Source organism: Peribacillus simplex, from assembly GCF_001542915.1.
GTDB classification, from domain to species: Bacteria; Bacillota; Bacilli; order Bacillales; family DSM-1321; genus Peribacillus; species Peribacillus simplex_B.
In genome coordinates this window covers 52110-78436 of sequence record NZ_LNNH01000010.1, presented here as the reverse complement: position 1 = coordinate 78436, position 26327 = coordinate 52110, and the positions used below count along the sequence as shown (strand labels likewise).

The window sequence follows — 26327 nt, the reverse complement described above, 5'->3', positions numbered from 1 at the left end:
TAAAATACCATTTCAAAACATATATTCAACTAATGCGATGGATTAGATTTTAGACATTGGGGAGATGGAGAGATGAACTTCGAGATGCAAATAGCGAATATGCTGGCTGATCAAATCAAGGGTTTTATTGAATTCGTCCAAAAACACCATCAAGATAAGAACAATATCTTTTGTTTACATATAGATAAATTGTATCAATTGAAGCTGCTTGTCGAGGAGTTTAAGTTTCAAGTATGGGCCGATGAATTGAAAAGGATCAACCGGTTCACCTGGGATGAAAACTACACGCATTTATTGGTTGATAGATTCAGAAAAGGCTATATCATCATCGAAGAATACGTAGGAAATAACTACGATGATTTATTCATTTTCACCGCCAGACTGCACACATTGAACAGCCTCAGCTTGATATTGTGCGGCGAGGAATGAGGCTTTCCACAAGGAAAGAGGCGCTAGATAGTGGTCTGCGCCTCTTTTGCATATAGAGCTTATTTGCTTGAAACCGTGGAGATATATTGTTTGACCACTTCATACACATAGCCTTGATTGGCGGTTGCTGTATTCGGGTTATATGTACCGCCATTCACTTTATTATTGGATAGCACCCGTATCCCTAGGAAGGGCACATCGTACGCTTTGGCGATTTGGGCAGCGGCGGCTCCTTCCATCTCTTCTACGGATGTACCATATTTCGTATGGAACCATTTGATCCGATCGACTTCATTATTCCAAACGTCCGCTGAACCGATCGTGCCATCGACAACCTTCCCTTTTGTGTATGTTTCCTTAACGGCATGTGCGGCCGCAAGCAAATCCTTATCACCTTCGTAGAAGCGTGGTTTTTCAGCATTAGGATCTTCCCCTGCACTTCCTTCAGACGCCATTAGATCCATCGGCTTCCATATAGTTGGATCGATGCCCTGGTTTTCAGCTTTATCTGCCGTTTTTAATGAACCTAGGTTTACCGTTTTTTGGCCCAAAACAATATCAAAAACGTTTAAGCTTGGGTCATGTCCTCCGGATGTTCCTTGATTGATGATGGCGATGGGGTTATACTTTTCAATCGCCACGGCAGTAGCGGCAGCGGTATTTTCCATCCCTTTACCCGTTTTCGCAACGATGACAGGGTAACCATCTAAAGTTCCCTTATAAAATACGAAATCCCCTGATTTTTCTTCTTTCACATCTTCCAATTTTTTCGCGAAATGTTCAGCCTCGATCGGCATCGGACCTTGAACCATGATCGGCCTTTGCGCCTTTTTTTCTTCCGTTTCATTTTTTAGTGTCGAACTGCAAGCTGCAACCATCGACACAAGCAGTAATGTAATGATGCCTACTATCGAATACTTTTTCAACAGGATGTTTCTCATCGTAATCTCTCCTTTATATTGGATGCACCCGCAGGTTTGGCCTGAAAGAAAAAAGCTCCAGAACGGCAGAATGATCCTGTCTCCTGGTGCTGCGAGCGTCAAAGCATCGGATAATAAAGCAAAAGCGAAGAACATGCTAAATCATGACCTGCTCAAATAAGAAGAGCGGGAGGATGCTTCAACTCGTAGACCAGTTCTTTCAGATGGGAACCAGGTAGAAACGCTCGGACCATATTTCCAAGCCTATACGAGTAATGATAGGTACGATTATCACTTTGCTAATATAACAAAGGAATGATCGAATAGCAATGAAAAAAGTGAACGTTCATAAAATAGTGTTGCATAATGTTCGTGTTTTGTGTATGATTTTTTCGAAAACTCACAAATTCATTGAGTGGAAAAAGGATTTTTGTAATGGTGAGAAGAGTGAGACAAATATAATGGGTGTACTCTTTTATGTTAATGGGAGGGATAGTGTGAGGAATAGAGGGTCAATGATCTTAATGGAAAAAGATAGCGTAGCCTTGATTAGAAGATATAGGGAAGGGACTGCTTATTATGTCTTCCCTGGGGGAGGCATCGAGAAAGATGAAACGCCTCAAACAGCGGCAAGAAGGGAAGCCTTTGAGGAATTGGGGCTGGTGGTGAAGGTTAAAGAATGCCTGTCAGTCATTCATTATAATGGGGTACACTTCTTTTTCTTAGGCGATATCGAGGAAGGTGTTCTCGGAAAGGGAAAGGGAGAAGAGTACACGGAGGAAAACGGAGTAAGAGGAACCTATCAGCCGTTGTGGGTGAAACTAGAAGACCTTTCAACGTTGGATGTACGTCCAAAAGAAGTAGCCGAAAAAGTGCAAAGCTTATATAGAATAAATTCAGAAAAACCTACGGAAAAATCCGTATGAGGTCATTTTTTTCTATCCTTTGATTTATAGATAGAAAAAAAGAATAGGTGCAGAAATGGCTGCACCTATTTTGTGACCCACCATAAAAAGATGACTATAGCGATGAGGGCAGAGATGATACGTAGCACGGCTTTCCATTTTGATGAAGCGTATAACCATACAAAGACACAGCTCACTATCATTCCAATTGAAAAAAACACAGCGCTTCCCGTTTTCAACCATGTGAATTCAAAAATCGGATGAAGCAATAAGAATACGAAGCTGAGTGCAACTAAGCCGTATGTAGCGGCAAAACGCTTACTCGCAACTTCAGTCATAAAGTCATGTCTTTCTTCCTTCGACATCTTTTTATAGCTCCGCCGCATCATGAAGGCTGGAATGACAATGATTAAAACGAGTCGTACAATGGCAACTATTTTCATGAAATCCTCCCGGAATCCCTAGCTACCTTCTATACGTTTATTCCTGGTTAAAGTTTCACCATGCATACGCTGATTGGAAGTAAGGGGAAAGCGGGTTAGGATTCAAAAAGAGAGTGATGTTATGTCACAGTTCGTCATGATTAATGGTTATCACGACATTTCCCTTTTTATGTCCTTTTTCGACATAGCGATGGGCTTCGGGAATTTGCTCGAACGGGTAGCATTTGTCGATGACCGGTTTTAGCTTTCCTGTTTCGATGAGTCCTTTGAGGTAGAGTAAATCGTCGGTAAGGATTTTGGCTATTCCTTGGCCCTCGACTGACACGTAGCGGCCATTCGGAGTTAGGAGCTTCTTGCAGCTTGCCTTGGAGCTTTTTCCGACTGCATCAAAGATGACATCGTATCGCTCCGGGCTTTTCGTGAAATCCTCTTTGGTATAATCGATGAGTTTATCGGCTCCGAGCGATTTCACCCATTCAAAATTGGCGGCACTGCATACGCCGGTAACCTCTGTGCCTACGATTTTGGCAAGCTGTATCGCCGAAGTCCCTACAGCTCCGGAAGCACCGTAGATGAGCACCTTTTGCCCAGCCTCGATTTGTCCTTTTCGAAAAAAATGCAGCGCTGTCGTTCCTCCGAATGAGAGGGCGGCCGCCTCCTGATAGGAAAGGTTGGCCGGTTTCATGGCCACGGCCCTATCCTCAGGCAAGCATGTGTATTCGGCATAAGCGCCAAAATTCATGCCTGTCATCGCAAAAATCGCGTCGCCGTTTTTGAATTTTTTCACCTTCGCTCCCGTTTCAACCACTTCCCCGGCCAGCTCCACGCCGAGGATGGCTTTGCGCGGCCTTGTAAGTCCCAGGAAGATCCGCATCGGGAGCCAAAGCAAGAAAGGGCTATGGAAACGGCGGACTCTTATGTCTCCTGAGGCAACTGTAGTCGCATGTATCTTTACGAGGATTTCATTGTCCCTCGGTGTGGGTTTTGCCACCTCCTGGAGCTCCAGTACATCGGGTGAACCATATTTGGTGCATACCATTGCCTTCATAAGCCAGTCTCCTTAGGAATCGAATCAATCTGTTCATCTTATGATGAAAGCCTCCATACATGCAAAAAAGCAGTGAATTTCGTAAATTTCACTGCTTTTCCTTTTCATTTGGATGATTGTCGCACTGCACGAAATGAATCCCTTCCTCCAGCAGCTTCAATAACTCTTTCAACGCGTAGGATTGGTAGGCGTCTTTTTTGGTGATGATCCCAAGTTTCCAATAAAGATTCGAGTGTTTTAGCGGCTTGATTGTAACATTTTCATTGTTTTGCTTACGATAGATCGATCTGGGCAGGAGGGTGATGCCCAGCTTGGATGAGACGAGCTCGATGATCAAATCCCATTGTGAGCTTTGGTATGAGATGTCCGGGGTGAAGCCATCCTTTTCACACGCCTGAATGATGTAGTCATGCAGGGTGAAGTCTTCTGAAAAGAGGATGAATTTCTCATCTTTCAGTTCAGCTAAAGAGACAGCGGGTTGCTGCGCAAGTCTGTGTTCTTCATGAAGGAATAAGACGAATTCGTCTTCAATGAAGGGGGAGATATGGAAGGTTGCATCACTGGCCGGCAATACGACGATGCCGAGATCAATTTCGCCATCTTCGACAAGCTTGCCGATCAGCTTGGCTCCAAGCTCCACCAACTGAAGGGAAACCTTCGGATAGCGTTCCTGAAAGCTGCGGGCAATTTCCGGGAAAAACAAGGTGCCGATCAGCGGAGGGATGCCGATTTTCACCTCGCCGGTCGTAATGTCCCTCAGGTCATCGAGGAGCACGTTCAATTCCGATAATGCCGCGAAGGCTTTTTGGCTTTGCTGATAGACGATTTGACCGGCATCGGTAAGGCGGAGGTGTCTCGTAGAACGGTCGAATAGCTCGACACGCAGTTCTTCCTCTAGTTTTTTGACAGCTTTACTCAAGGAAGGCTGGGTTAAATAAGATTGGGCCGCGGCATTTGTAAAGCTCTTGTGAAGGGCTACCTCCATGAAGGATTTTAAGTCTCGGAATTCCATATCTCTCTCGCTCCTATTTATTCGCCTTTGGCATGGATTGTATTCTTTTTATTCATTTTACTTATAAATTAAGTGGATGTAAACTATATGAAGATAAAAAAAGCAAGTATATATTACCCTATATCAAAAAAACATTCTCTTTTCTAAAAGGATCCAAAACAAGATTGCATTCTTTGTTAGTAGATATATTCCTTACTTATTGCTTGGCTTATTCATCTTTTTCGGAATACGGTCAAGGAATGGCTTTAAATTATCTTGGCATAATAAAAGAGAGTGTCCTGATAGATCATGTTTACAATTCTTTATGGGGTAGAGGCTGAAGTTTTCAGCCGAGAGAGATTTACACATCAAGGGGGAACTGGGATGGAAAGCAAAATGATTGATATCACCATGAAAAGAGGTGGTTCCGTGTGTTAAGTATCATTGTTGGCTTAGTATTGCTGATGGCTTTAGCCTATTTGGGATGGTCCATTATTTGGGTAGCACCATTGGTTGCTGGAGTAGTCGCATTAATGAGCGGATTGAATGTATTCGATACGTATACGGGCACATATATGACCGGATTGGTCGGTTTCGTACAGAAATGGTTCCCGATCTTCTTACTCGGAGCGATATTCGGGAAGTTAATGGAAGAAACGGGCGCAGCGAAATCCGTCGCCAAGAAGGTAACACAAATCATCGGTAAAAAGAGGGCGATTCTGGGTGTATTGATCGCTTCCGCTTTATTGACATATGGCGGCGTTAGCTTATTTGTCGTCGTGTTTGCCGTTTATCCGATTGCGCTGGCTCTCTTTAAAGAAGCCAATGTTACGAGAAGGCTGCTTGTTCCGACTTTCGCGCTTGGGGCATTCACGTTCACGATGACAGCCATACCGGGTACACCGCAAATTCAAAACCTGATACCGATGGAATATTTCCACACGACCCCAACTTCGGGGATGATCATCGGGATCGTCACTTCATTAATCATGGCCGTTGGCGGGTATTTCTGGTTATCTTATAGGGAAAAATCACTTTCCGCCAAGGGAGAAGGCTTCATCGCAACGGACGACTCGGTCACGGCTTCAGCCGAGGACGAAAAAATCCCGAACTGGATCTTGTCTTTGGTTCCGCTTCTGATCGTTGTCCTATTACTTAATGTTGTGAAATTAGAGCCGATTTATGCCTTATTATTAGGGGTCCTGAGCATAATGCTCATTAATATCAAGGATTATAAAAAGTTCATATTCTCTGTGAACGAGGGAGCAAAAGGGTCGGTTATGGCGATCCTGAATACGAGTGCTGCCGTTGGATTTGGCGCTGTCATTGCGGTCATACCTGCATTCGATAATATCACTTCCTGGCTGCTGAATATTTCCAGCAATCCGCTCGTTGCCGAATCACTTGCCGTCCAGATCATGGCCATCATTACAGGTTCTGCTTCGGGCGGTATGGGTATTGCGCTTAATGCACTTGGCGATACGTTCTACAGCTTGTCGCAATCGACGGGAATCAGCCCGGATGTATTCCACAGAATGGCCGCAGTTGCTTCAGGTGCATCCATTTTCCCGAACAACGGCGCGCTATTAACACTTCTAGCGGTAACAGGTTTAACACATAAAGAAACATATAAGGATGTTTTCATGGTAGCCTTCATCATCCCGACCATTGCGATGATCGTCGGGATTATCATGGGTGCCATCGGAATCGTCTAATCAATAAAAACGTATACAAATAGGAGGAAATTTATCATGGTTGAAAACAAAGTCGTCATCATTACAGGTTCTGCTCGCGGTATTGGATTTGAAATCGGCAAACATTTCGCTCAAAGCGGAGCGAAAGTGGTTCTATCCGACATTAATGAAGAAATGGTAAAGGAAGCGGCAGCATCCCTTAAAGCGGAAGGCTTCGAATCGATCGGTATCAAAGCCGATGTAACGAAAGAAGAAGATATCGTAAACATGGTGAAGGAAGCTAAAGAAACATTCGGTTCCGTAGACATCGTCATCAACAATGCCGGGTTGCAGCACGTATCGCCAATCGAGGACTTCCCGACTGAAAAATACGAATTGATGATCAAAATCATGCTGACGGCACCGTTCATGCTAACGAAAGCCGTATTCCCGATCATGAAGGAACAAGGCTTCGGACGCATCATTAACGTTTCTTCCATTAACGGAGTCATCGGCTTCGCAGGTAAAGCGGCTTACAACAGTGCGAAACACGGGGTGATCGGTTTAACGAAAGTTGCTGCCCTTGAAGGTGCAGAGCACGGAATCACGGTCAATGCATTATGTCCTGGATATGTGGATACACCGCTTGTTCGCGGACAAATGGCAGACTTGGCGAAAACACGCAATGTCCCGCTTGAGGATGTATTGGCAGAAGTCCTTCTTCCATTAGTGCCTCAAAAACGTTTATTGGATGTTAGTGAAATTGCTGATTATGCATTGTTCTTGGCAAGCGATAAAGCGAAAAGTGTAACAGGACAAGCTGTCGTCATCGATGGCGGCTACACAGCTCAGTAATAGGAATAACGTATAACAAACTGAAGGTGAACCCTTCCGTCCAATTTAAATGGACGGAGAGGTTCACTTTTGGCGTATATATGACTGATTTGGGGGAATTTTTCAAAGTTGGATTAAAGGGGGATTTACATGGACTTACTGATTATTTTACTATCGTTAGGATTGCTGATGTTTGCAGCCTATCGCGGGTATTCCGTTATTTTATTTGCACCCATCTTTGCACTTTTACCGGTTTTTTTCATCGATCCGAGTAACATCCTTCCGTTCTATTCGGGTGTATTCATGGAAAAGATGGTCATTTTCATCAAAAATTATTTTCCCGTCTTCCTATTAGGGGCCATATTCGGGAAAATCATTGAAATGTCGGGAATCGCCGAATCGATTGCGAAGACGATCGTGCGCCTGATCGGGGCCAAACAAGCGATGCTGACGATTGTCCTCTTGGGTGCGATCTTAACCTATAGCGGCGTGAGCTTGTTTGTAGCGGTGTTCGCGATTTATCCTTTTGCCGTTCAATTGTTCAAGCAAGCCGACATTCCGAAAAGGCTGATGCCTGCAACCATCGCACTTGGTGCATTCACGTTCACGATGGATGCGTTACCCGGCACACCGCAAATCCAAAATGTCATTCCAACAGCCTTCTTTGGTACGGACATTTATGCCGCTCCATTACTTGGCAGCATAGGCGCCATTTTTGTCCTATCGGTCGGCTTGACGTATTTGGAAAGCAGAAAAAGGCGTGCCAAGAAAGCCGGAGAAGGCTATTATGGCACGGCGGAGGAAAAGGAGGCGGCCGCTGAATCGGAAAAAGGCGAGCCAGCTCCGGATTTACGAACCAATCAAACGGCATTACGGCAAATTTTAGCCTTCGTCCCCCTTGGATTAGTGGCCCTCATGAATAATTATCTATCGAAAGCGATACCGAAATGGTACCCGAATGGATTTGATTTTTCAGCAATCGGGCTTGAAACCTATTCCGTGGATGTAGCGGCCACCGCTGCCATCTGGGCGGTTGAAATCGCCTTGGTCGTCGGCATCATCACGGCCCTTGCTTATGATTGGAAACGAGTGACGAAAAACATGAAGGAAGGCCTCAATACCAGTATTGGTGGCTCCTTGCTTGCCGTCATGAACACAGGATCCGAGTACGGCTTCGGGGGAGTCATTGCCGCCCTCCCAGGATTCGCCAAAATCAGCGACAGCATATCCGGTGTATTCTCGAATCCGCTCGTCAATGGTGCCGTCTCCACCAGCGCACTCGCAGGCATAACGGGATCCGCCTCAGGAGGAATGGGAATTGCACTAAGCGCCATGGCCGACAAATACAATCAGGCCATCGCCGCGGCAAACATCTCACCCGAAGTGATGCACCGCGTCGTCGCCATGGCATCAGGCGGCATGGATACCCTCCCGCATAACGGAGCCGTCATCACCCTGCTTGCCGTCACCGGACTAACGCATCGACAATCATACGGCAACATCTTCATGATCACCGTCATCAAATCACTCGCTGTCTTCGTCATCATCGCCCTCTACACCTGGTTTGGCATCGTGTAATGATGACACAGCATGAACTCGCGAGAAAAGTCCGAATTGGCGAGTAAAGCGCCGAAACTCGCGCGAACCCGAAAAAGGACCCAAGCGTAATGGGTCCTTTTTTTATAAAACTCGAAAAATAAAGCAAGGAATGCATCCGCCCATAATAGGGGAAGGTATATATAAGCTGTAAACCTAACAGGGGAGAGGGATGGAATAATGGATCGTACGCTTGGTTACTTACGTGAGATCTTGTCAAACTATACGGATCAAAATCCTGCAGCGCAGGGCATATATAATAAAATCAAGGGTGGCCATCTTCAATCAGAAGAAGATCTCATCAATGTGCTTACCGGTAAAGAAGCCAGTTTCCTGAATCATATCCTGCCGCAGGAAATCAAGCATGCCAAAGAGTCCAGTGATACGGAGCGGGTCACTCAATTATCGGAAGTTTATGAACTGATTTTGATGTAATGAAACCTTGTCCATGATGTGCATGGACAAGGTTTCTTTCGTTAATCCATTTCGCTCAGTTTATCCATGTGGCTTGCGATCATGGCGATGATGGTGCTTGCCTCTTCCTTGCTGAAAATAAAGTTCGTTTCATCCTTTAACATGTCATCATCCGCTGTTCGAATCCGATTGATGCGCTTTAGCACGCCATCACCGGTTTCCTGGACGATTCCGAATTGATAGGTGACCTCCACTTCATTTTCCTTCATATAAGCGGTCACTTCAGGCGTTTCCCAATCGACATCAATTTCGTAAATCTCCACATCATCATGTTCTTCTAATGCATCGGCATCAAGATCATATTCATCGTCAGTGTCGTTTTCTTCCAAATAGATATGGAAGCTTTCGTGCACAGCATCCACGATATCTTCAATATCAGCCAAAACCACCTTGCTGACCTGGCCCAATTCCTGCTCGAAGAATTCGAGGTAAAATTCTTCATTATGCGGATCGAAAAACACCGAGGCGAAATAATCCCTCTCATGGTCATCGAGCTCTGTATAAAATTCGATGCGTGGATGCTTAGATCCCCGCTCCACGATCATGCTGCCATTTCGGTCGTACTCATCGCAAATCGAGGTAAGATGATCCTGCAATTCTCCGCTTATTCTGTCGAACCATTCTAATGACATGACTGATCCACTTCCTTTCTCGAATATTATTTCCCATTAAAAGGTGAACATATCGTTCCAGTTAAAACCAAATGCCAACTTTTTACTAAGACCATGCTACTTTCGGCTCGGAATAATGTATATAGAGTGCGAAAGGGGGTGAGAGACATGGCCAACCAAATTCCAGTATCCAGTACGCTCCGGGTCGATTTTGAAACAGGGCTGAATGAAAAAGGGAACATTACCTTCAAACGTAAATCCTTCACCAACATCAAGACCGAGGCGACGGCTGATCAGTTATTTTCAACAGCTGCGGCGATCGCAAGCGTGCAGACTTATCCATTGGGCGAAGTGACGAGGGTCGATACGTATTCATTGATGGGCTAATTGGTGCATGAAACCGACCGGAGGGAGGTGATGTCAAGTGGCTAAAGTGTTGGAAATGATATTCGAGACGGAGGAAGGAAAATCAGCGACGATTGCCGTAGAAAATCCGAAAAATCCGATTCATGTAAATACGGTTAAACTGGCAATGGAACAAGTCATTGCTGGGAATGCTTTCATTTCTGCCTCAGGTGGATTCGTTGGCGTGAAGGGAGCACGGCTTGTTGAGCGGAATGTCGAGGATTTGGAGCTTAACTAACTTAGGAAGTGTTTCCTTGACCGTACACCCTGGAAGGTGAGGTGAAGAAAAAAGTGGATCAAATCCTGCCGTTTGTCAGTGATATTGGGTTTCCGATCATTGTTACCCTTTATTTGCTTCATCGGATTGAAACGAAACTGGATACCTTGAACGAAACGCTTGTAGAGCTGCCAGATCGTCTGCGAGAGGGGATTCCAAAATCGGGATAAAGAAGGGGGAAAGCATCATGAGTGGTAGCATTCATGATGCTTTTTTCGACGAAAAAATGAATAGACATATAAAATCGCCGTTAAATGTAAACAAGACCGTGGGCATGCACTTCCTCATTTTTTTTAGGTTAATGAACGTGGCAGCACATCGCAAAGTGTGCCCCGAGTTTAAAATGGGTAAAGGAAAAAAAAGATACACCTATCAAAGGAAGAGGTGTTGATGATGTGGATGACTCATTTTTCATTTCCAGGCTTAAAACAACGTGGAGTTAAAATCACCACTCGGCAATCATTGCTGGCTCTCGGGATTGCAGGGATCGCTTATCTCGTTTCGCATAAGAGGCTGCATCGGGCCGTGATCAAGACGACGTCCTTGATGTGCAAAATTGAACGGAAGGAGACTGCCATAAAGCTTGTCTGGCCGGATGAAGGGCGATTTTACCGGGTATTTAGAGGTTTACAGCCGATTTATAGCGGGAAGGAGCCTTATGTAGCGGAACAAGGTCTGGCAGCAGGAACGATCTATACGTATATGATCGAGAGCCTGGATGGGGAGAAGCAAGTCAAAAAAAGGATGAAAATACAAACATCGACGACCGCCGAGAATAAAAAGGAGGATAATATCCTTTTGGATCTGGTCTTCACGACGATTGTCGCCAAAGGTCAAATCAGCCTCGAATGGGAACCGATTAAAGGGATAGAGGAATACATGATTTTCCGGAACGGCGTAAAGGTCGGGAAGGTGCATGGATGTTCCTTCAGTGATCGGAGGATTAGCGAGAACCAAGGATACACGTACACGATCAAAGCGAGGCGTCCCCTCCCGCGTTCGGAGCAAGAAACATATGCCGTTAAATCGTTTTTGGCGAGTATGGTCGGCGTCTTTAAAAAAGGTTCTTCCCAAGCACAGGCAGCGATTGAGGAAATAACGAACACCAAAAAGGTAGGACCCGTGAAGCAGCTGTTGCAATCGGTTAAAGAAAGCAAGGCGGATGACCAAAAGCTGAGACATTGGCGGCTTCGTTATTCCACCTTTTTACCGGAGGAGTGGCTGAAGAACCCCAACCTTGCTTCCAAGGTTCCATATTTTAAAGGGGACAATCGGGGCTTCGATCCCGATTCATCCCGCTATAGGACCAGGGTCGATCTGACGATTCAAGAGAAGGAGAAGGATGCGGAAATCGAGTTTTCCAAAGCGGTCGGAAAAAGTGAGGCATACGACAAGGATTTTGTTTTTCTCGAGGAAGGTGTGGCATCTGACGAAGACATTGTAGTGAAACACGTGTTAGCCAATAAAGAGAAAACGACGATTCAACTGACACACTCTGTCGGGAACCCGATCATTCTTTCTCCTGCGGTGGATTATAAAGTGATCGGGACCTTTTACCGAAATGGCGAAATCAATATTGCCGGCTATCATGACCAGGCACCCCATCACGAAGTTTATCTAAAGGAAACAGATGAACAGGAGTGGGAGCCCCTGCATCAAGCGAAGAGTAAAGGCCTTGAAATGATGGCCCGCCCGACGGCCAATCATCTATGGAGATATTCCACCTTTATACAATGAAAAGGACGGAGAGCCGCTGATGGCTCTTCGTCCTTTTTCTTTTCTTATAAAAAGCGCTTCCGAACACTAGGCGATGGCAGCATACAGCTTTCTTCCTTCTTCCCGAACCATTTGTACCGGTTTTTGGCAATGAAGTCATAAACCATATTCCGGATGAAGCTTGGAACGACGATGAAACCGTAACACAGCTTCCATGCCCCTTGTAACCTGCGGGAAATCCTCAAGGCTGCAGACGATTTATAATGGGCTTGGTCCTTCTCGATCAGCACCATGCTATCGATGTCCGCAGGAACATCGTACTTTTTCAGCAGCTCCTGCCCTGCCTCGCTTTGAAGAGAAGCAAAATGAAAAAGCCCCTTCGGATCCCGCTTTATAATGAACTGCACGCTCGCATCACAAAAGTTGCAATCCCCATCAAACAATATCACCGGATTCATGAACATTCCTCCTAAAGAGAGACGTTTATTCCATTCCTGCCTATATCATACACTACCCGTTTTGGGAAAGCGAAAACGTATGGAACTGCATGGAGTTTTAAGATGGTGGAAATGAGGGTTTGTTCCGGAAAAGTCACTAAATGGGTTGGAGTGAGGAGCGCGTTTATATTTATTGGTCCCGATCATTTAACTCAGCTTGAAGTTGATGCATCTGCAAGGGCATGTTCGAAGCAGTCGGTCCCTTTCCTGATCACTGCAAATTATATGGGGACGCATTTATTCTGAGTGGTTTCCGTTATCAAATTATGAACAAATAGAACTGCCGGAAATCCTTTGGAACGAAAATAAAGATAGTACTTCACCAACATTTAGAAGTGAAATATGTATGCCTGTGGAAAAGGTGGATCCAGGCAAAGGAACTATGAAGGATCCAGGAATAAAGGGTAGGTAATATGTACAAAATCTAGCTATAATGATGGTTAGAAGGGGTTTATATTAGGAGGTTGAAAGCGTGGATATCCATACCAAAAAGACGGCGAGTACAAAGGAAATTGCTGTTGATGTGTGACAGAAGGGTTATTGGAGGAGGGAGATACTGTAACTTGGGAAGCCGTTCACGTTGGAATCAAACAAAGGCTGAAGGCCCAAGTGACATTAATGGAAAAACCAAATAAGTTTGTGGACATTATGGTGAAGGGAGCCTTCCATTCCTTCTAACACACACATCTGTTCATAGATGAGCAGGGCGGGACTATAATGATAGATAAATTTCAATTTAAATCACCGTTCGGTCCAATTGGAGTTTTAGCGGATAAGTTGTTTTTGGAGAAAAAGATTGCTGAGAATATGCACTAACCTTTTTAAACCAGAAGGCTGGAATTGCAATTGACTGGTGGAATAAAACTCTGCGAGTAATAGAATACCAGTTATTAAAGAACAATCAGGTGCGTTAGCTGAAGATCGAAGCTGTTATTTATCACCAGCACCTTTGTTGTCAGCAATTGGCTCGGCTCAGCGGTACAACCTTGTTTTAGGCCCGCGGATACAACCGGCCTTTGATTATCGTTACGATCAAATCGTTTGGCAGCGATTGGATCTTTTATTGTTTAATATAAGAATAACACAATCAGAACAAATGTTCCAGTGTTTAGTTGCGGATTTATTACATTTTTTTGAAAAATTACTCAATATGTTTTCGGGCTCTATGGCGGGACGTGCCATCAGGTTAAAACAATACGACTATTTTGTGTCAACTCTACCTTATCTATGAGTTGCTTTGGCGGCGTTTAATAGAGTAAATGAACTGCAGGATAAAAGAAGCTAATTTCTTTTATCCTTTTCATTTTGCCACACTGCAAACTGGTCAGGATAACAGAGGTCAGGTATTTGACGGATATACGTTAATGATTTCATCCAGTGCAAAAAAGAGTATGGCGCAAATAATCGCCGGTATAAACAAGCCTGGCATGATGAAGTATGTAATCAGTCCAAAGGCTATATGAATGAATCCAGATAACCAGGTACGGATCGTGAAAAACCTGATTGAAATAACTTCAGCCATAAGCGAGGCGGGTAAGCCGTAAATGAAATTTCCCAATAAGCTATAAAAAAGCACAGCCATAAGAAGGGAAAGGTGATCACCAGATAAAATGGATGATGGTTCTTCGAAAATCGAGATTAGAAATAGGCCCAATGTAAAGGTCAATGAGGAGTACAGTGCCGCTTTCATTTTTCTGCATTTGTCTTTGAACATAAGCTTCCTGATTGAAGGGATTGAAAATGCCATCGTTAGGGCAGCAAGTGAAGCCTTGATGATTATCGGCGTTTCTGAAACAAGTACGATTAGCAACACAATCAGCATGGAGAAAACAAAAATATAAGAATTTCCTTTTATCATACATACCTCGAGCCTTTTTAGCTTCATTGTACAATAAGCCGAAGCTAGCAGGAATGGGTTACATGCTCATTTTTTCGGGCCATGGAGTGAGTCACGTCTTCTTTCACGATAAGATCTCCGTCATGAAGGAGGCCCGAAACTAAAAACGTCCAGTTTGCTCTTGAGAGGTAGTTGTGGGTGGTTCATACAAAGTTTCTGGTGATTATTGTGTCATTATCCTAATTAGAACATAAAGTGAATTAACCCATTTAATTTTTCAAGTTCTAAAACAAATAAGGAGATGTTTCTATTGTCTAATTGTGGTCATGAATCAAATTGCGGTTGCGATAACGGTGTTGGCGGTTTTGGTGGAGGTTTCGCTTTTATAGTCGTTTTGTTTATCCTCTTAATCATTGTCGGAGCGGCTTGCTTCGGCGGCGGTGGCGATAACGGTGGCGGTTATGGCGGCGTTCAAGGATATGGCGGTTACTGCTAAAACGTATTAAGAAAAGCCGACCTTTAAATGGTCGGCTTCTTTTATGGCTGATTCTTATCATGAAGTAAGCTTTTTAACGGAATCGATGATGTCATCCCAGTCTTCACGATGAATTTCATGCCCCGATCCCTCAAGTGTCACGAATGAAGCTTGAGGGATTGCTTTTGCAAGCGCAAGTCCATGTTCGTATGGCAAGGCTGGATCTTCTGTCCCGTGGATGATGAGGACAGGCGCCGTGATCTCCCCCATTCGATCGTAATATTCGTCCCCGCCGGCAAGCATGGCATGATTGAATCTGCTTGGCAGCTGTTTGGCGCGCTCTGCTTCTCTTTTAGCCAGTTTATACATTCTTTCCTGCTCATAAGGTTTCGAACCGGCCAGCGTTTTCCAGCCATCCGCAAGAAAGGCGATGACCGACTCCTTGTTTGCCCAATCCACGGAAGCGCTTTTCGCGTGATGATCCAATATGCTTTGGTCCATTGGCGGCAGTTCTTCCATGACAGTCCCGAACACACTTGATGCGATGAGCGTAAGCGTAGTGACGCGTTCCGGATATCTTAAGGCAAGGATTTGGCCGATCATACCGCCCATGGACATGCCGACGATATGAGCTTGCTCTATGGAATGAGCGTCCAGGACACCCGCGGCGTCGTCAGCCAAGTCCGTTATGGTATAGTTGGAAGTGCCGGGTTCATAAACGGTCGATCGTCCCAAATCCCGATGATCGTATCGAATGACAAACCTCCCCTGCTCGGCGAGGCGGATACAAAAGTCCTCATCCCACCAATCTAAAGAAGACATCGCTCCCATGATCAAAAGCACAGCAGGGTCTTTGGAGTTTCCGAAACTTTCTGTACATATATCGACTTTATTTATTTTCACGATTTGTTCACTCATGTTTTACCCTCCGTATTAAATATGATTTAATTGCGCAAATCCATACATTCTTTCCGGAGCATGATTGGCCAGCCCTTTTAATTAGCGCAGTCTAACCCACTTAATAATCATGACGAAGCCTCCTTTTAAGGGTCGTATCCCTATATTACTGTAACATGAGGGAATTCTTTGTTCCACCATTTTCTTCCACTTCTTTTCCGATCCAAACGACTGTCTAGTTATCCCATGAATACAAAAAAGCCCGAATGATGAGCACCTTTGTTGGTGTTGTTTAATCGGGCTTATTGCTGATATATTTTCTTTTTATTGAGCTGTATATCCGCCATCCAATACAACTGCCTGGCCTGTGATGCCCCGTGCTTTGTCGCTTGCGAGGAAGATGGCGTAGTCGGCAATTTCACTAACATCCAGAAGGCGTTTTTGAGGCACTAGCGGAAGAAGGACTTCTGCCAATACATCTTCTAGAGGAACATTGCGTGTTTTCGCCAAGTCTGCCATTTGTCCGCGGACGAGCGGAGTGTCTACATATCCAGGGCAAAGGGCATTGACGGTTATGCCCTTTGCGGCGCTTTCCAAGGCGGCGACTTTCGTTAAGCCGATGACACCATGTTTGGCGCTATTGTATGCCGCTTTGTTGGCGAAGCCAATTAGACCGTTGATGGAAGAGATGTTGATGATCCTGCCGAAGCCTTGTTCTTTCATGATGGGCAAAACGTTCTTGATCGCGATGAAAGGAGCGGTCAGCATGATTTTGATCATCAGTTCGAACTTTTCGGTTGGAAATTCTTCAATCGGCGCCACATGCTGAAGGCCGGCGTTATTAATGAAAATATCGATTCGTCCATATTTGTCTTTAGCTTGATTGATCAGTTGGATGATATCGTCTTCAACGGTTACATCTGCTTTTAAGCCGATAACGTCCAAGCCTTTGTTTCTTAGATCTGAAGCAGCTTTTTCAACTGTGTTTTGATCAAGATCGGATAAAACGACCTTCGCGCCATTTTCGGCAAAAATCTTTCCAATTTCAAACCCGATTCCTCTAGCCGATCCGGTAATGATCGCCACTTTGTTGTTAACCATCTTACATTCCTCCAAAAAAAATGTAATGGTCCAATCTGTCCATTTAAAAAAAAGGGAGATTCCTCAAGATAATGTTGGAAATGAATAGGGAAGTTATAAAAATATGGGTTAGGTTAATGAGTAAGAGTCTATCATGATTTTTGGCATAACAAAAGAATTTTGTTTTTTCGTTATCGGTGGCACGAATATTGCATGAATGAAAGGTGAGGACATAAAACGGAAAGGGGAATTAGGATGATTAACAAAATAGCGATTATCGGTTCAGGTGTCATGGGGAGTGGGATCGCGCAGTCATTTGCCGTTAGCGGGTATTCCGTCACGATTAACGATATCCAGGGAGAATTCTTAGCGCATGCCAAAAACCGGATTTCTGAGAATCTATCCCTGCTGATTGCGGAAGGGGTGTTGACCGATCAGGAAAAGCAAGACGCTTTGGCGAATATTACCTATAGCATTGATTTGGGAGCGGCCTTAAGGGAAGCCGATTTTATCATTGAAGCGATCCCGGAAGTCATCGAGCTGAAGTTGAGTCTCTATCAGCAAATGGAGAACATCATCAAACCGGATGCGATTGTTGCTTCCAATACATCGACTTTTCCGATTTCCCAATTGATGGAGAAGGCTTCGTTTGCAAACAGGATGGTGATCACGCATTTCTTCAATCCCGGCCATCTGGTTCCATTGGTTGAAATTGTTCAGCATGACGAAACAAAACCGGATATCGTCGAGACAACCCTTGCTTTGATGCGTAAAATCGGCAAGTCTCCGATTCTCTTGAAAAAAGAAATACCAGGCTTCATTGCCAATCGCCTCCAGACTGCCTTGATGCGGGAAGCCTTTCATCTATTAAAAGAGGGTGTTGCCGATGCTGAGGATATCGATACGGCGATAACGGCCGGACCAGGCTTTCGCTGGGCATTTACCGGGCCGATCGAGATTGCCGATTTTGGCGGACTGGATACATGGCAGCGTGTTTTTGATAATGTTTCACCCAAGCTTGATCAGAGTAAGGAAGCTCCTGTGTTGATTCGTGATTTGGTGGAGGAAGGGAAGCTTGGGGTAAAGTCGGGAGAAGGGATCTTTACGTATGAAGGATCTGCCGCTTCCGAGAAAATCGATGAGCGGGACCGTCATTTCATTAAACTGGCAAAATTAAAAAGGGAGAAGGAGGAAGTATGATGAGAGAAGTAGTGATTGTAGGCGCAGCTAGGACACCGGTTGGTACATTTGGAGGAAGTCTTGCCAATGTTTCAGCGGTTGAATTGGGAGTTGTGGCAGCCAAGGAAGCGATTAAACGGGCAAAAATCCCGGCTGATTTGATCGATGAGGTGTTGGTCGGGAATATCCTGTCTGCTGGATTAGGGCAAAATGTGGCACGTCAGGTTGCGATTCATGCAGGCATTCCGGAAACGACGCCGGCTATGGCCGTTAATAAACTTTGCGGGTCCGGACTCCGTACAGTCATAATGGGAGCACAATTCATTGCCCTTGGTGATGCGGATGTGATTCTTGCTGGAGGGATCGAAAGCATGAGCAATGCCCCGTATTTACTTCCCAACTATCGCTTTGGCCAGAAAATGGGGAATGCCGAAGCCGTGGATTCCATGACGTATGATGCCTTAACGGATGTCTTCAACCAATATCATATGGGCGTGACTGCGGAGAATATTGCCGAGCAATGGGAAATCAGCCGGGAAAAGCAAGATGAATTCGCTTTGAATAGCCAAATGAAGGCTGAAAAGGCCCAGCTTGAAGGACGGTTTGCAGATGAAATATCCCCTGTTGAATATAAACGCCGCGGAAAGACGATCTTGGTGGACCAGGATGAACATCCGCGTCATGGGCTGACGATCGATCAGCTAACGAAGCTGCGTCCTGCTTTTAAGGAAAACGGAACGGTGACGGCCGGCAATGCATCGGGAATCAATGATGGGGGAGCGATGCTGGTCCTGATGTCCAAGGAAAAAGCAGACGAGCTGGGACTGGAAGCGCTGGCAACGATCAAATCCTATGCCAATGCCGCCCTCGATCCGAAAATCATGGGCTACGGGCCAGTTCCTGCGACAAAAAAAGCTCTAGAGAAAGCGGGAATGACAATCGATGAAATCGATTTGCTGGAAGTGAATGAAGCCTTTGCGGCGCAGTCACTCGCCGTGCTTCATGACCTTGAATTGAATCCGGGGAAAGTGAATGTGAATGGCGGGGCGATTGCATTGGGTCATCCGGTAGGTGCATCTGGTGCCCGCATCTTAGTGACTTTACTGTATGAAATGAAGCGCAGGGACGCAAAAACCGGCCTTGCCACCCTATGTATTGGCGGCGGACAAGGAACGGCGCTGATTGTGGAGCGGTAATCCCTTGACTTCAATTTCCTATGATATAATGAGGGAAAATTCAGACGGGTTAAGGAGAATAAGGATGGCAAGCGATAGTGAAACTGTTCAGTTGGAATTAGTGAAGGCGATAGTGGAAGAATTGCCTGTAGGTGTTTTGGTAACGAAAAACGAAAATGAAATCTTTTTATGCAATCGCATATTATCAGAGATATTCCCTGAGGATCAATTTGATCGGCAAATAAATGTGCTGATGGAAAAAAAGCTTAGACCAGCTGTCAATACGCCCATCCGTTTGAACGATCACAATGGGATTGTCAGAAAAACCATCATTCAAATCGGTGCTGAGCAGTATCAGATTTATCTACTATTGTTTACGAATAATAAAAGTGATTTTCTTAATGTCGATAATCATGAAGAAATTCTGTTCAAGGATATCATTGAATTTGCCTATGACGGGTTGGTGATGGTCGATACGGAGGGGTATGTCCAAATGCTGAGCCACGCTTATGCGGATTTTCTGGGGGTCGATCAGGAAAGCTCCATAGGGAAACATGTAACGGAGGTCATTGAAAATACGCGGATGCATGTGGTCTCCAAAACAGGCAAGCAAGAGGTCGCCGAATTACAGAAAATAAAAGATAACTATATCATCGCGACACGCTCCCCCATACGGAAACAAGGTAAATTAATAGGAGCGGTCGGGAAGATTCTTTTTAAGAATGTCGGGCAATTCACCGCTCTTTCCAAGCGGATAAACTCACTTGAAGTAGAGCTGAAAAAGTACAAAGGTGATTTTCGCGAGAGGAATAAAGCCTCCTATACGTTTGATCATTTGATGGGCAGAAGTCCCGCATTCATGGAAGTGAAAGGTCAAGCCAAAATTGCCGCGAAAAGCGATTCGAATGTGTTGATCTTGGGCGAAAGCGGAACGGGTAAGGAGCTGTTTGCCCATTCCATCCATAATGATAGCAGACGGGCGATGGGCGTGTTCGTCAAGGTGAACTGTGCCGCCATCCCGGCAGAGCTGCTGGAGTCGGAGCTTTTTGGCTATGAAGAGGGTTCCTTCACTGGTGCAAAAAAAGGCGGAAAAGCAGGGAAGTTCGAAGCAGCTGAAGGGGGAACGATTTTTCTCGATGAAATCGGTGAGCTGCCGCTGCATATGCAGGTGAAGCTGCTTCGTGTGCTCCAAGAAAAAGAAATCGAGAGGGTCGGATCGACGGGAAGCATTCCGATTGATGTCCGGGTAATCGCTGCAACGAACCGCAATTTGGATGAAATGGTCTCAAAAGGGGAATTCCGGCTTGATATGTATTATCGGCTAAAGGTCATGCAATTTCAGGTCCCTTCCCTGAAGGAGCGGCCGGAGGACATTGAAATACTGGTCAATCATTTTGTCGAAAAGTACCAGAGCCTCATGAAAAAGCGTGTAATCGGGATGAGCGACCAAGCATTACGGCTGCTGCGACATTATGGGTGGCCGGGCAATATTCGTGAGCTGGAGAATATCATTGAACGGGCAATGAATATCGTGGAAGAAGGGGAAAGGATATGTTCCAAGCACCTCCCGAAAGAAATCACGGGTCAGAAGGAAGCGGTCACGATCCGCACCTTAGCCGAGGTGATGGATGAGACCGAGCGGGCTGCCATCCTTTCCTGCCTGGAAATGACTTCTGGCAATAAGTCGGAAACGGCAAAGAGACTAGGGGTCAGCCGAACGACGCTTTATGAAAAAATGAATAAATATGGTTTATGATGATAGGAAAATAGCTGTTTGCCCATCTATTTAAATGTTAAAATATTGGTAATTGGGTGGGCATCCGCTCAGAAGCAATCCCGGAAGCGTAACGTTTGCGCCTATTTTATCCTTTCAAAAATCGTGGTGTGTCAGGGAATCCGTACATAAAACAAGATAGTTTTGAGATGTTGTATGAAAAGGCTTACACTTTTTAACCTTTTCTGCTTATCTGTAAGGAAAACCTGACAGTTACCAGGGATTTTAGCTTGTCCCATTTATAAAAACGTAACGAATAGACCTTGAAATCAAGTTGGCACGACAATTGCATTATTAAATTAGTGAATGGCCAATCTGTCATGATAAATGCTGTTTGCACGTAAAATGAAAAGAAAATTCATCATTCACCAAGAAAGTTGAAAGCGTTATCAACGCTTGGAAAGTTTGGGGAGATCATTCAGCTTGACTTGGGGAAGGCAGGCTTGGATGGAACAAAGGAAAAAATATGGGATTTAGGGAGATTGATATTTTTTACTAAGAGATTTCCGTCTCATTTTGGGGCAAAGGGAGAAAAAAGAAAAGGGGGAAATGAGTTGGTGATTCAAATTTTAGCCATTGTCGTGGCGCTGGGACTTTTAATCTTTTTAGCCTACCGGGGCTATCCGGTCATTATCATAGCGCCGCTTGTTACATTGTTGGCGGTCATATTATCCGGCGGTCACTTGCTGCCGAGTTATACAGAGACATACATGACGTTCGCCGCTAACTATATAAAAGCGTTTTTTCCGATATTTTTATTAGGGGCCGTATTCGGAAAGGTCATGGAGATGAGCGGTGCAGCAGCATCCATTGCCAAGACCATCGTAAAATCACTAGGCTCGAAGCAGGCCATCCTGGCCGTCGTGCTTGCCTGTTCGGCGCTGACATATGGCGGGGTTTCACTGTTTGTCGTGGCATTCGCCGTTTATCCATTTGCAGCAGCCATTTTTAAAGAAGCCGACATTCCAAAGAGATTGTTGCCGGGAACGATAGCCTTAGGCGCTTTCACTTATACGATGGATGCTCTTCCTGGAACACCTCAGATCCAAAATATCATTCCAACGAATTATTTCGGAACGGATACCTATGCAGCTCCCATCATGGGGATCATTGGCGCAATCCTTGTATTCACAGGAGGAATGCTTTGGCTGGAACGCCGTCGTAAACAAGCGGTGGCAAATGGGGAAGGGTACGGGGAAGGGCATATCAATGAACCCGAAAGTGCAGAACAGCAAAACCTGCCTAACTTCTGGCTCTCCCTCGTACCGCTCATCCTTGTCGTCGCTTTCAACTTCGCTTTCAGCCGCAGCGCCATTTCGGTTAAGCATTGGTATGACGGATCGATGCTGAAGGAAACATTCAACATTGCCGATGTAAGCACAGTCACTTCATCGTGGTCGCTGATCGTTGCCCTCACAATCGGTATCATAGCCGCCATGCTTTTGAATGTCGGACGCATAAAGGTCAAATTGGCAAGTGGTTTGACGGCTGCTGCGATGGGATCTTTGCTTGCCATATTCAATACCGCATCTGAAGTCGGTTTTGGGAATGTCGTAAAAACGCTTCCTGGATTCTCGGTCATTCAAAACTGGGTGTTCAATGCAAGCGGCAATCCACTCGTTTCCGAAGCTGTTGCCGTCAATGTACTGGCAGGGATCACCGGATCGGCATCCGGCGGACTTTCGATTGCGCTGGAAGTGATGGGAAGTCACTATATGCAGGTGGCCCAAAATGTCGGGATCACCCCGGAAATGCTTCATCGAATTGCATCCATGGCATCCGGCGGGATGGATACGCTGCCGCATAATGGCGCCGTCATCACCTTACTTGCCATTACGGGGCTGACACATCGCCAATCGTACAAGGATATCTTTGCGATTACGGTCTTGAAAACAGTGACCGTGTTCATCATTGCTTTTGGAACATCATTGTTTATTTAAAAGAATAGATTAGGAATGGAGATGGGAAAATGAGTAAATTGTTATCATCTTTTGACAGCGCTATTGAACATATCGAGAATGGAGCTACCATTATCGTTGGCGGGTTCGGATTAAGCGGAATTCCAGAAAAACTAATCATTGCTTTGCGTAACAAAGGTGTAAAGGATTTGACGGTCGTCAGCAACAATTGCGGGGTCGATGATTGGGGTCTGGGACTTTTGCTTGAAAATAAACAAATCAAAAAAATGATAGCCTCCTATGTCGGGGAAAATAAATTGTTCGAGCAGCAATTTTTAAGCGGCGAGCTGGAGGTCGAGCTAGTTCCCCAAGGAACGCTTGCTGAGCGATTAAGAGCGGGCGGAGCGGGCATTCCTGCCTTTTATACAGCCACGGGAGTGGGAACGGAAGTCGCCAAAGGGAAGGAACATAAAGAGTTCGATGGCCGCACATACATCATGGAAAAAGGGATCGTCGGGGATTTTGCCTTTGTCAAAGCTTGGAAAGCGGATCATTTCGGTAACCTCGTATATCGAAAAACAGCCAGGAATTTCAATCCTGTCGTTGCCACAGCGGGGAAAGTCACGTTGGTCGAAGTGGAGGAGCTTGTGAACACAGGGGAGCTTGATCCGGATGAAATTCATACTTCAGGAGTTTATGTACAAAAAGTGCTTGTAGGAAATGACTATGTAAAACGTATTGAAAAACTTACAACTGCTAACGCATAAAAAGGAGGAGTATTCAAATGACAAGACAACTGATTTTAGAACGGGCCGTTAAGGAAATCCAAGATGGGATGTGTGTGAATTTAGGGATCGGGATGCCGACCTTGATTGCCAATATGATCCCAAATGACTTCAATGTCATGCTTCAATCGGAAAATGGCTTACTCGGAATCGGACCTTACCCACAAAAGGACGAAGTCGATCCGGATTTGATCAATGCAGGGAAAGAAACGGTAACGGCCAAAGCGGGCGCATCCTTTTTTGATAGCGCTGAATCGTTCGCGATGATCCGCGGCGGCCATATCGATCTAGCCATTTTAGGCGGGATGGAAGTTTCGGAGACTGGGGACTTGGCCAACTGGATGATTCCTGGCAAGATGGTCAAAGGAATGGGGGGCGCAATGGACCTCGTCCAAGGCGCAAAACGCATCGTTGTCATCATGGACCATGTGAACAAGCATGGTGAATCCAAAGTGAAAAAGAGCTGTACATTGCCATTGACAGGAGAAAAGGTCGTCCACTGCCTGATTACCGAATTGGCTGTTTTCCATTTTTCCGAAGCGGGAATGGAATTGATTGAATTGCAAAATGGCATAACACTTGATGAAGTGAAAAGCAAAACAGAGGCTGACTTCACCATAAGTCCCTCTATTGAAATCAGGGCATAAGATTAATAAGAACTATTAGACTATTTCCATTCGCAACCAGGCGAATGGAAGTGGTCTATTTTTTGTTGCACCTCTTTTGTTTCATGATTCCTCATGCTACTTTTCCGTTAAAAAGGCTTATATAAAGGGTGATGGAAACGTAAAAAGGAGGGATGGCATTGAACGTGGAATTACGAACATTATTGGATCGATCAGTGAAGAAGATGGGTATAGGGATGGATGCAGTAGTGAAGGCATCAGCATTGGAGATGATCGAACGGGCTTATACAGAAGGGATCGCTGTACAAATAAGCGCAGGTTACCGCTCTTTGGAAGAGCAAGCCGCGCTTTATGGTCAAGGACGAATCTACAGGTACAATGGAAAAAATTATAGTGATCCGGCTAAGCCTGTTGTGACGAACGCTAAGCCAGGCCAATCTTATCATAATTTTGGACTGGCCATCGATTTCTTCCTTGTGAGTGATGATGGCAGGAAAGCGATCTGGACGGTGGATTCAAGGTGGCAGCGTGTGGCTGCGATAGGTAAAAAGTTAGGATTCGAATGGGGCGGAGATTGGCGTACATTCAAGGATTATCCCCACTTGCAAATGACGGGTGGCTTAACCCACATACAATTACAAGCAGGGAAGAAACCGCATCTTACCAACCTATTCAAAACAACAAAGGGCAGTAAAGGAGATAGCCAAATCATTTCCATTCAGGAAACAGTAAATAGCCGCTATAAAACGAATCTGGCGGTCGATGGTTTTTTCGGCCCCAAAACTCGATCAGCTCTTTTAAAAGGAGTACAAACGGAGCTTAATAAGCAATATAATCATAGACTTGCGGTCGATGGAAAATGGGGGCCAAAAACCAAGGCTGCGATGGTCACATTGAGTATAGGAGCTACGGGCCCTATCACATGGATACTGCAAGCAGCACTCTATATGAAAGGATTCGATCCCGGGCCACTTGACGCACGATTCGGCAGCAAAACCGAGGCGGCATTATCCAAATTTCAAAAAGCAAGCAGCATTTCTGGGGATAGCCAAGCCAACAAAGAAACATGGAATAAATTGCTTGCTTGATAGAGTATGATCTTGGCGGATAGGATGGTAAACCCATCCTGCCCGCCTGAAGGCTAATTCGTCCCAGCCCAAGAATAATTCGTCCTATTCGGGAATCATTCGACTTTCCCGGGAAATAAATTCACCTAAACCTAACAGAATTCGACTTTTCCCACTGGAAAACAGCCGCTATTGTTTCATTCAAGCTCCAAGCACCAATCATTGCATTGCATGAGGCTCCCTGGCGGATATTCGAATTCACATTCGGAGATGAGATTGAAATCAAGCTTGCGGCAAAGGGCATTGGATGCGGCGTTATGGACGGATGGAAATGCGTGAATGGAGCTGTATTTGCGTTCGTCCTTGAGTTTGGCGATGACAGCCCTGACGGCTTGTGATGCAATGCCTTTCCCCTGGAAAGAGTGGAGGACACTCCAGCCGATTTCATACACATTTTCATCGTTCCAGACGGTTTGCCAGTAGCCTACGGAACCAACAGCTTCGTCCTTTGGCAGGATGATGCTGAACATGCATCCCCTGTTTCCGATTTCAAGGTATCGTTTGTGGCGTTTTTGGATTTGTTCTGCACTCTCTGGACCACCAAGATGCTCCATCATTTTCGGTTCATTGAGTTGAAAAAGTAAATCAAGATCCTTCTCTTCCCAAGGTTTAATTTCTAATTTGGTTTCATTCCTTTTTAAAATACCATTCACCC

General features: G+C 45.2%; 28 protein-coding genes, 2 pseudogenes and 1 riboswitch. Of the genes and pseudogenes, 20 read left to right on the top strand and 10 right to left on the bottom strand.

The genetic code is table 11. The features are described 5' to 3' along the window. Window positions 1–72 precede the first annotated feature (72 nt). Window positions 73–429 carry a hypothetical protein gene (locus AS888_RS03010; RefSeq protein ID WP_061140720.1) on the top strand — a complete coding sequence of 119 codons (357 nt, stop codon included), beginning with the start codon at window positions 73–75 and terminating at the stop codon, window positions 427–429. A 59-nt stretch (window positions 430–488) separates the two neighbouring features. On the opposite strand, the gene AS888_RS03005 is transcribed toward AS888_RS03010, so the two are convergent. Beyond that, entirely contained in the window at window positions 489–1307 is an 819-nt protein-coding gene (locus AS888_RS03005) for a 5'-methylthioadenosine/S-adenosylhomocysteine nucleosidase (protein WP_397250838.1), read from the bottom strand. A 229-nt stretch (window positions 1308–1536) separates the two neighbouring features. Further along, window positions 1537–1641: riboswitch (purine riboswitch) on the bottom strand. Between the two features lie 223 nt (window positions 1642–1864). Between AS888_RS03005 and AS888_RS03000 the strand changes: the two genes are divergently transcribed. Next, window positions 1865–2275, top strand: coding sequence for an NUDIX hydrolase (locus AS888_RS03000; RefSeq protein WP_081092283.1), 411 nt, complete (start codon window positions 1865–1867; stop codon window positions 2273–2275). A 65-nt stretch (window positions 2276–2340) separates the two neighbouring features. On the opposite strand, the gene AS888_RS02995 is transcribed toward AS888_RS03000, so the two are convergent. The 3 genes from AS888_RS02995 to AS888_RS02985 form a co-directional block, all read right to left on the bottom strand. Further along, a complete protein-coding gene (locus AS888_RS02995; protein WP_061140717.1) occupies window positions 2341–2697 on the bottom strand; it encodes a hypothetical protein in 357 nt (118 codons plus the stop codon). Between the two features lie 124 nt (window positions 2698–2821). Next, entirely contained in the window at window positions 2822–3745 is a 924-nt protein-coding gene (locus AS888_RS02990) for an NAD(P)-dependent alcohol dehydrogenase (RefSeq protein ID WP_061140716.1), read from the bottom strand. Window positions 3746–3833: 88 nt separating this feature from the next. Further along, window positions 3834–4757, bottom strand: coding sequence for a LysR family transcriptional regulator (locus AS888_RS02985; RefSeq protein ID WP_061140715.1), 924 nt, complete (start codon window positions 4755–4757; stop codon window positions 3834–3836). A gap of 410 nt (window positions 4758–5167) precedes the next feature. Here AS888_RS02985 and AS888_RS02980 point away from each other — a divergent pair, with 410 nt between their 5' ends. From AS888_RS02980 to AS888_RS02965, 4 genes are all read left to right on the top strand, one after another. Then, complete coding sequence (locus tag AS888_RS02980) at window positions 5168–6451, top strand: GntP family permease (protein ID WP_061140714.1); 1284 nt, start codon at window positions 5168–5170, stop codon at window positions 6449–6451. Window positions 6452–6487: 36 nt separating this feature from the next. Further along, window positions 6488–7264 carry a 3-hydroxybutyrate dehydrogenase gene (locus AS888_RS02975; RefSeq protein ID WP_061140713.1) on the top strand — a complete coding sequence of 259 codons (777 nt, stop codon included), beginning with the start codon at window positions 6488–6490 and terminating at the stop codon, window positions 7262–7264. A 129-nt stretch (window positions 7265–7393) separates the two neighbouring features. Further along, entirely contained in the window at window positions 7394–8821 is a 1428-nt protein-coding gene (locus AS888_RS02970) for a GntP family permease (RefSeq protein WP_061140712.1), read from the top strand. A gap of 198 nt (window positions 8822–9019) precedes the next feature. Further along, entirely contained in the window at window positions 9020–9274 is a 255-nt protein-coding gene (locus tag AS888_RS02965; RefSeq protein ID WP_061140711.1) for a sigma-G-dependent sporulation-specific acid-soluble spore protein CsgA, read from the top strand. Between the two features lie 41 nt (window positions 9275–9315). On the opposite strand, the gene AS888_RS02960 is transcribed toward AS888_RS02965, so the two are convergent. Next, window positions 9316–9945, bottom strand: coding sequence for a hypothetical protein (locus tag AS888_RS02960; protein WP_061140710.1), 630 nt, complete (start codon window positions 9943–9945; stop codon window positions 9316–9318). Between the two features lie 147 nt (window positions 9946–10092). Between AS888_RS02960 and AS888_RS02955 the strand changes: the two genes are divergently transcribed. The 4 genes from AS888_RS02955 to AS888_RS02935 all read left to right on the top strand — a co-directional run bounded on the left by AS888_RS02955 (window position 10093) and on the right by AS888_RS02935 (window position 12343). Further along, complete coding sequence (locus AS888_RS02955; RefSeq protein ID WP_061140709.1) at window positions 10093–10311, top strand: DUF1659 domain-containing protein; 219 nt, start codon at window positions 10093–10095, stop codon at window positions 10309–10311. 37 nt (window positions 10312–10348) lie between these two features. Beyond that, the gene (locus AS888_RS02950; RefSeq protein WP_061140708.1) at window positions 10349–10567 is read left to right on the top strand and encodes a DUF2922 domain-containing protein; all 219 of its coding nucleotides are present in this window, start codon (window positions 10349–10351) and stop codon (window positions 10565–10567) included. A 41-nt stretch (window positions 10568–10608) separates the two neighbouring features. Further along, entirely contained in the window at window positions 10609–10776 is a 168-nt protein-coding gene (locus AS888_RS02945; protein ID WP_260320094.1) for a YvrJ family protein, read from the top strand. Window positions 10777–11005: 229 nt separating this feature from the next. Further along, window positions 11006–12343, top strand: coding sequence for a DUF3238 domain-containing protein (locus tag AS888_RS02935; RefSeq protein ID WP_221408554.1), 1338 nt, complete (start codon window positions 11006–11008; stop codon window positions 12341–12343). Window positions 12344–12387: 44 nt separating this feature from the next. Here AS888_RS02935 and AS888_RS02930 read toward each other — a convergent pair whose 3' ends face one another. Then, window positions 12388–12780, bottom strand: coding sequence for a thiol-disulfide oxidoreductase DCC family protein (locus AS888_RS02930; protein WP_061140705.1), 393 nt, complete (start codon window positions 12778–12780; stop codon window positions 12388–12390). A 177-nt stretch (window positions 12781–12957) separates the two neighbouring features. On the opposite strand from AS888_RS02930, the pseudogene AS888_RS26635 reads away from it, so the two are divergent. Next, a pseudogene (locus AS888_RS26635) lies at window positions 12958–13231 on the top strand (GyrI-like domain-containing protein); the annotation flags it as partial. Between the two features lie 57 nt (window positions 13232–13288). Further along, window positions 13289–13635, top strand: a pseudogene (locus AS888_RS26270) (SRPBCC family protein); the annotation flags it as partial. 523 nt (window positions 13636–14158) lie between these two features. Here AS888_RS26270 and AS888_RS02915 read toward each other — a convergent pair. Beyond that, window positions 14159–14641 carry a hypothetical protein gene (locus AS888_RS02915; RefSeq protein WP_155645362.1) on the bottom strand — a complete coding sequence of 161 codons (483 nt, stop codon included), beginning with the start codon at window positions 14639–14641 and terminating at the stop codon, window positions 14159–14161. A 325-nt stretch (window positions 14642–14966) separates the two neighbouring features. On the opposite strand from AS888_RS02915, the gene AS888_RS27025 reads away from it, so the two are divergent. Beyond that, window positions 14967–15152 carry a YjcZ family sporulation protein gene (locus AS888_RS27025; protein WP_311316461.1) on the top strand — a complete coding sequence of 62 codons (186 nt, stop codon included), beginning with the start codon at window positions 14967–14969 and terminating at the stop codon, window positions 15150–15152. 57 nt (window positions 15153–15209) lie between these two features. Here the strand turns inward: AS888_RS27025 and mle are convergent, their stop codons facing one another. Next, the gene (gene mle / locus AS888_RS02905; RefSeq protein WP_061140701.1) at window positions 15210–16049 is read right to left on the bottom strand and encodes an alpha/beta fold macrolide esterase; all 840 of its coding nucleotides are present in this window, start codon (window positions 16047–16049) and stop codon (window positions 15210–15212) included. Window positions 16050–16352: 303 nt separating this feature from the next. Beyond that, window positions 16353–17129 carry a 3-hydroxybutyrate dehydrogenase gene (locus AS888_RS02900; protein ID WP_061140700.1) on the bottom strand — a complete coding sequence of 259 codons (777 nt, stop codon included), beginning with the start codon at window positions 17127–17129 and terminating at the stop codon, window positions 16353–16355. A gap of 234 nt (window positions 17130–17363) precedes the next feature. Between AS888_RS02900 and AS888_RS02895 the strand changes: the two genes are divergently transcribed. From AS888_RS02895 to AS888_RS24840, 7 genes are all read left to right on the top strand, one after another. Continuing rightward, entirely contained in the window at window positions 17364–18308 is a 945-nt protein-coding gene (locus tag AS888_RS02895) for a 3-hydroxyacyl-CoA dehydrogenase family protein (protein WP_061140699.1), read from the top strand. Then, complete coding sequence (locus tag AS888_RS02890) at window positions 18308–19483, top strand: acetyl-CoA C-acetyltransferase (RefSeq protein WP_061140698.1); 1176 nt, start codon at window positions 18308–18310, stop codon at window positions 19481–19483. Before AS888_RS02895 ends, AS888_RS02890 begins: the two co-directional genes overlap by 1 nt. A gap of 64 nt (window positions 19484–19547) precedes the next feature. After that, window positions 19548–21218: a sigma-54 interaction domain-containing protein gene (locus AS888_RS02885; protein WP_081092282.1), complete on the top strand. Its 1671-nt coding sequence runs from the start codon at window positions 19548–19550 to the stop codon at window positions 21216–21218. Between the two features lie 572 nt (window positions 21219–21790). Beyond that, window positions 21791–23176 carry a GntP family permease gene (locus AS888_RS02880; protein WP_061141037.1) on the top strand — a complete coding sequence of 462 codons (1386 nt, stop codon included), beginning with the start codon at window positions 21791–21793 and terminating at the stop codon, window positions 23174–23176. 29 nt (window positions 23177–23205) lie between these two features. Next, entirely contained in the window at window positions 23206–23901 is a 696-nt protein-coding gene (locus AS888_RS02875; protein WP_061140697.1) for a CoA transferase subunit A, read from the top strand. Between the two features lie 17 nt (window positions 23902–23918). After that, a complete protein-coding gene (locus AS888_RS02870; RefSeq protein WP_061140696.1) occupies window positions 23919–24566 on the top strand; it encodes a 3-oxoacid CoA-transferase subunit B in 648 nt (215 codons plus the stop codon). A gap of 164 nt (window positions 24567–24730) precedes the next feature. After that, window positions 24731–25633: a peptidoglycan-binding protein gene (locus tag AS888_RS24840; protein WP_260320116.1), complete on the top strand. Its 903-nt coding sequence runs from the start codon at window positions 24731–24733 to the stop codon at window positions 25631–25633. 176 nt (window positions 25634–25809) lie between these two features. On the opposite strand, the gene AS888_RS02860 is transcribed toward AS888_RS24840, so the two are convergent. After that, window positions 25810–26325, bottom strand: a complete 516-nt coding sequence (locus AS888_RS02860) for a GNAT family N-acetyltransferase (protein ID WP_397250650.1) — start codon at window positions 26323–26325, stop codon at window positions 25810–25812. Window positions 26326–26327 lie beyond the last annotated feature (2 nt).

What these genes read in the sequence shown, in the direction of transcription:
- AS888_RS03010 (WP_061140720.1), top strand. Translation starts at nt 73, where the DNA reads ATGAACTTCGAGATGCAAATAGCGAATATGCTGGCTGATCAAATCAAG.
- AS888_RS03005 (WP_397250838.1), bottom strand. Translation starts at nt 1,307, where the DNA reads ATGGTTGCAGCTTGCAGTTCGACACTAAAAAATGAAACGGAAGAAAAA.
- AS888_RS03000 (WP_081092283.1), top strand. Translation starts at nt 1,865, where the DNA reads ATGATCTTAATGGAAAAAGATAGCGTAGCCTTGATTAGAAGATATAGG.
- AS888_RS02995 (WP_061140717.1), bottom strand. Translation starts at nt 2,697, where the DNA reads ATGAAAATAGTTGCCATTGTACGACTCGTTTTAATCATTGTCATTCCA.
- AS888_RS02990 (WP_061140716.1), bottom strand. Translation starts at nt 3,745, where the DNA reads ATGAAGGCAATGGTATGCACCAAATATGGTTCACCCGATGTACTGGAG.
- AS888_RS02985 (WP_061140715.1), bottom strand. Translation starts at nt 4,757, where the DNA reads ATGGAATTCCGAGACTTAAAATCCTTCATGGAGGTAGCCCTTCACAAG.
- AS888_RS02975 (WP_061140713.1), top strand. Translation starts at nt 6,488, where the DNA reads ATGGTTGAAAACAAAGTCGTCATCATTACAGGTTCTGCTCGCGGTATT.
- AS888_RS02970 (WP_061140712.1), top strand. Translation starts at nt 7,394, where the DNA reads ATGGACTTACTGATTATTTTACTATCGTTAGGATTGCTGATGTTTGCA.
- AS888_RS02965 (WP_061140711.1), top strand. Translation starts at nt 9,020, where the DNA reads ATGGATCGTACGCTTGGTTACTTACGTGAGATCTTGTCAAACTATACG.
- AS888_RS02960 (WP_061140710.1), bottom strand. Translation starts at nt 9,945, where the DNA reads ATGTCATTAGAATGGTTCGACAGAATAAGCGGAGAATTGCAGGATCAT.
- AS888_RS02955 (WP_061140709.1), top strand. Translation starts at nt 10,093, where the DNA reads ATGGCCAACCAAATTCCAGTATCCAGTACGCTCCGGGTCGATTTTGAA.
- AS888_RS02935 (WP_221408554.1), top strand. Translation starts at nt 11,006, where the DNA reads ATGACTCATTTTTCATTTCCAGGCTTAAAACAACGTGGAGTTAAAATC.
- AS888_RS02930 (WP_061140705.1), bottom strand. Translation starts at nt 12,780, where the DNA reads ATGAATCCGGTGATATTGTTTGATGGGGATTGCAACTTTTGTGATGCG.
- AS888_RS02915 (WP_155645362.1), bottom strand. Translation starts at nt 14,641, where the DNA reads ATGCTGATTGTGTTGCTAATCGTACTTGTTTCAGAAACGCCGATAATC.
- mle (WP_061140701.1), bottom strand. Translation starts at nt 16,049, where the DNA reads ATGAGTGAACAAATCGTGAAAATAAATAAAGTCGATATATGTACAGAA.
- AS888_RS02900 (WP_061140700.1), bottom strand. Translation starts at nt 17,129, where the DNA reads ATGGTTAACAACAAAGTGGCGATCATTACCGGATCGGCTAGAGGAATC.
- AS888_RS02895 (WP_061140699.1), top strand. Translation starts at nt 17,364, where the DNA reads ATGATTAACAAAATAGCGATTATCGGTTCAGGTGTCATGGGGAGTGGG.
- AS888_RS02890 (WP_061140698.1), top strand. Translation starts at nt 18,308, where the DNA reads ATGAGAGAAGTAGTGATTGTAGGCGCAGCTAGGACACCGGTTGGTACA.
- AS888_RS02885 (WP_081092282.1), top strand. Translation starts at nt 19,548, where the DNA reads ATGGCAAGCGATAGTGAAACTGTTCAGTTGGAATTAGTGAAGGCGATA.
- AS888_RS02875 (WP_061140697.1), top strand. Translation starts at nt 23,206, where the DNA reads ATGAGTAAATTGTTATCATCTTTTGACAGCGCTATTGAACATATCGAG.
- AS888_RS02870 (WP_061140696.1), top strand. Translation starts at nt 23,919, where the DNA reads ATGACAAGACAACTGATTTTAGAACGGGCCGTTAAGGAAATCCAAGAT.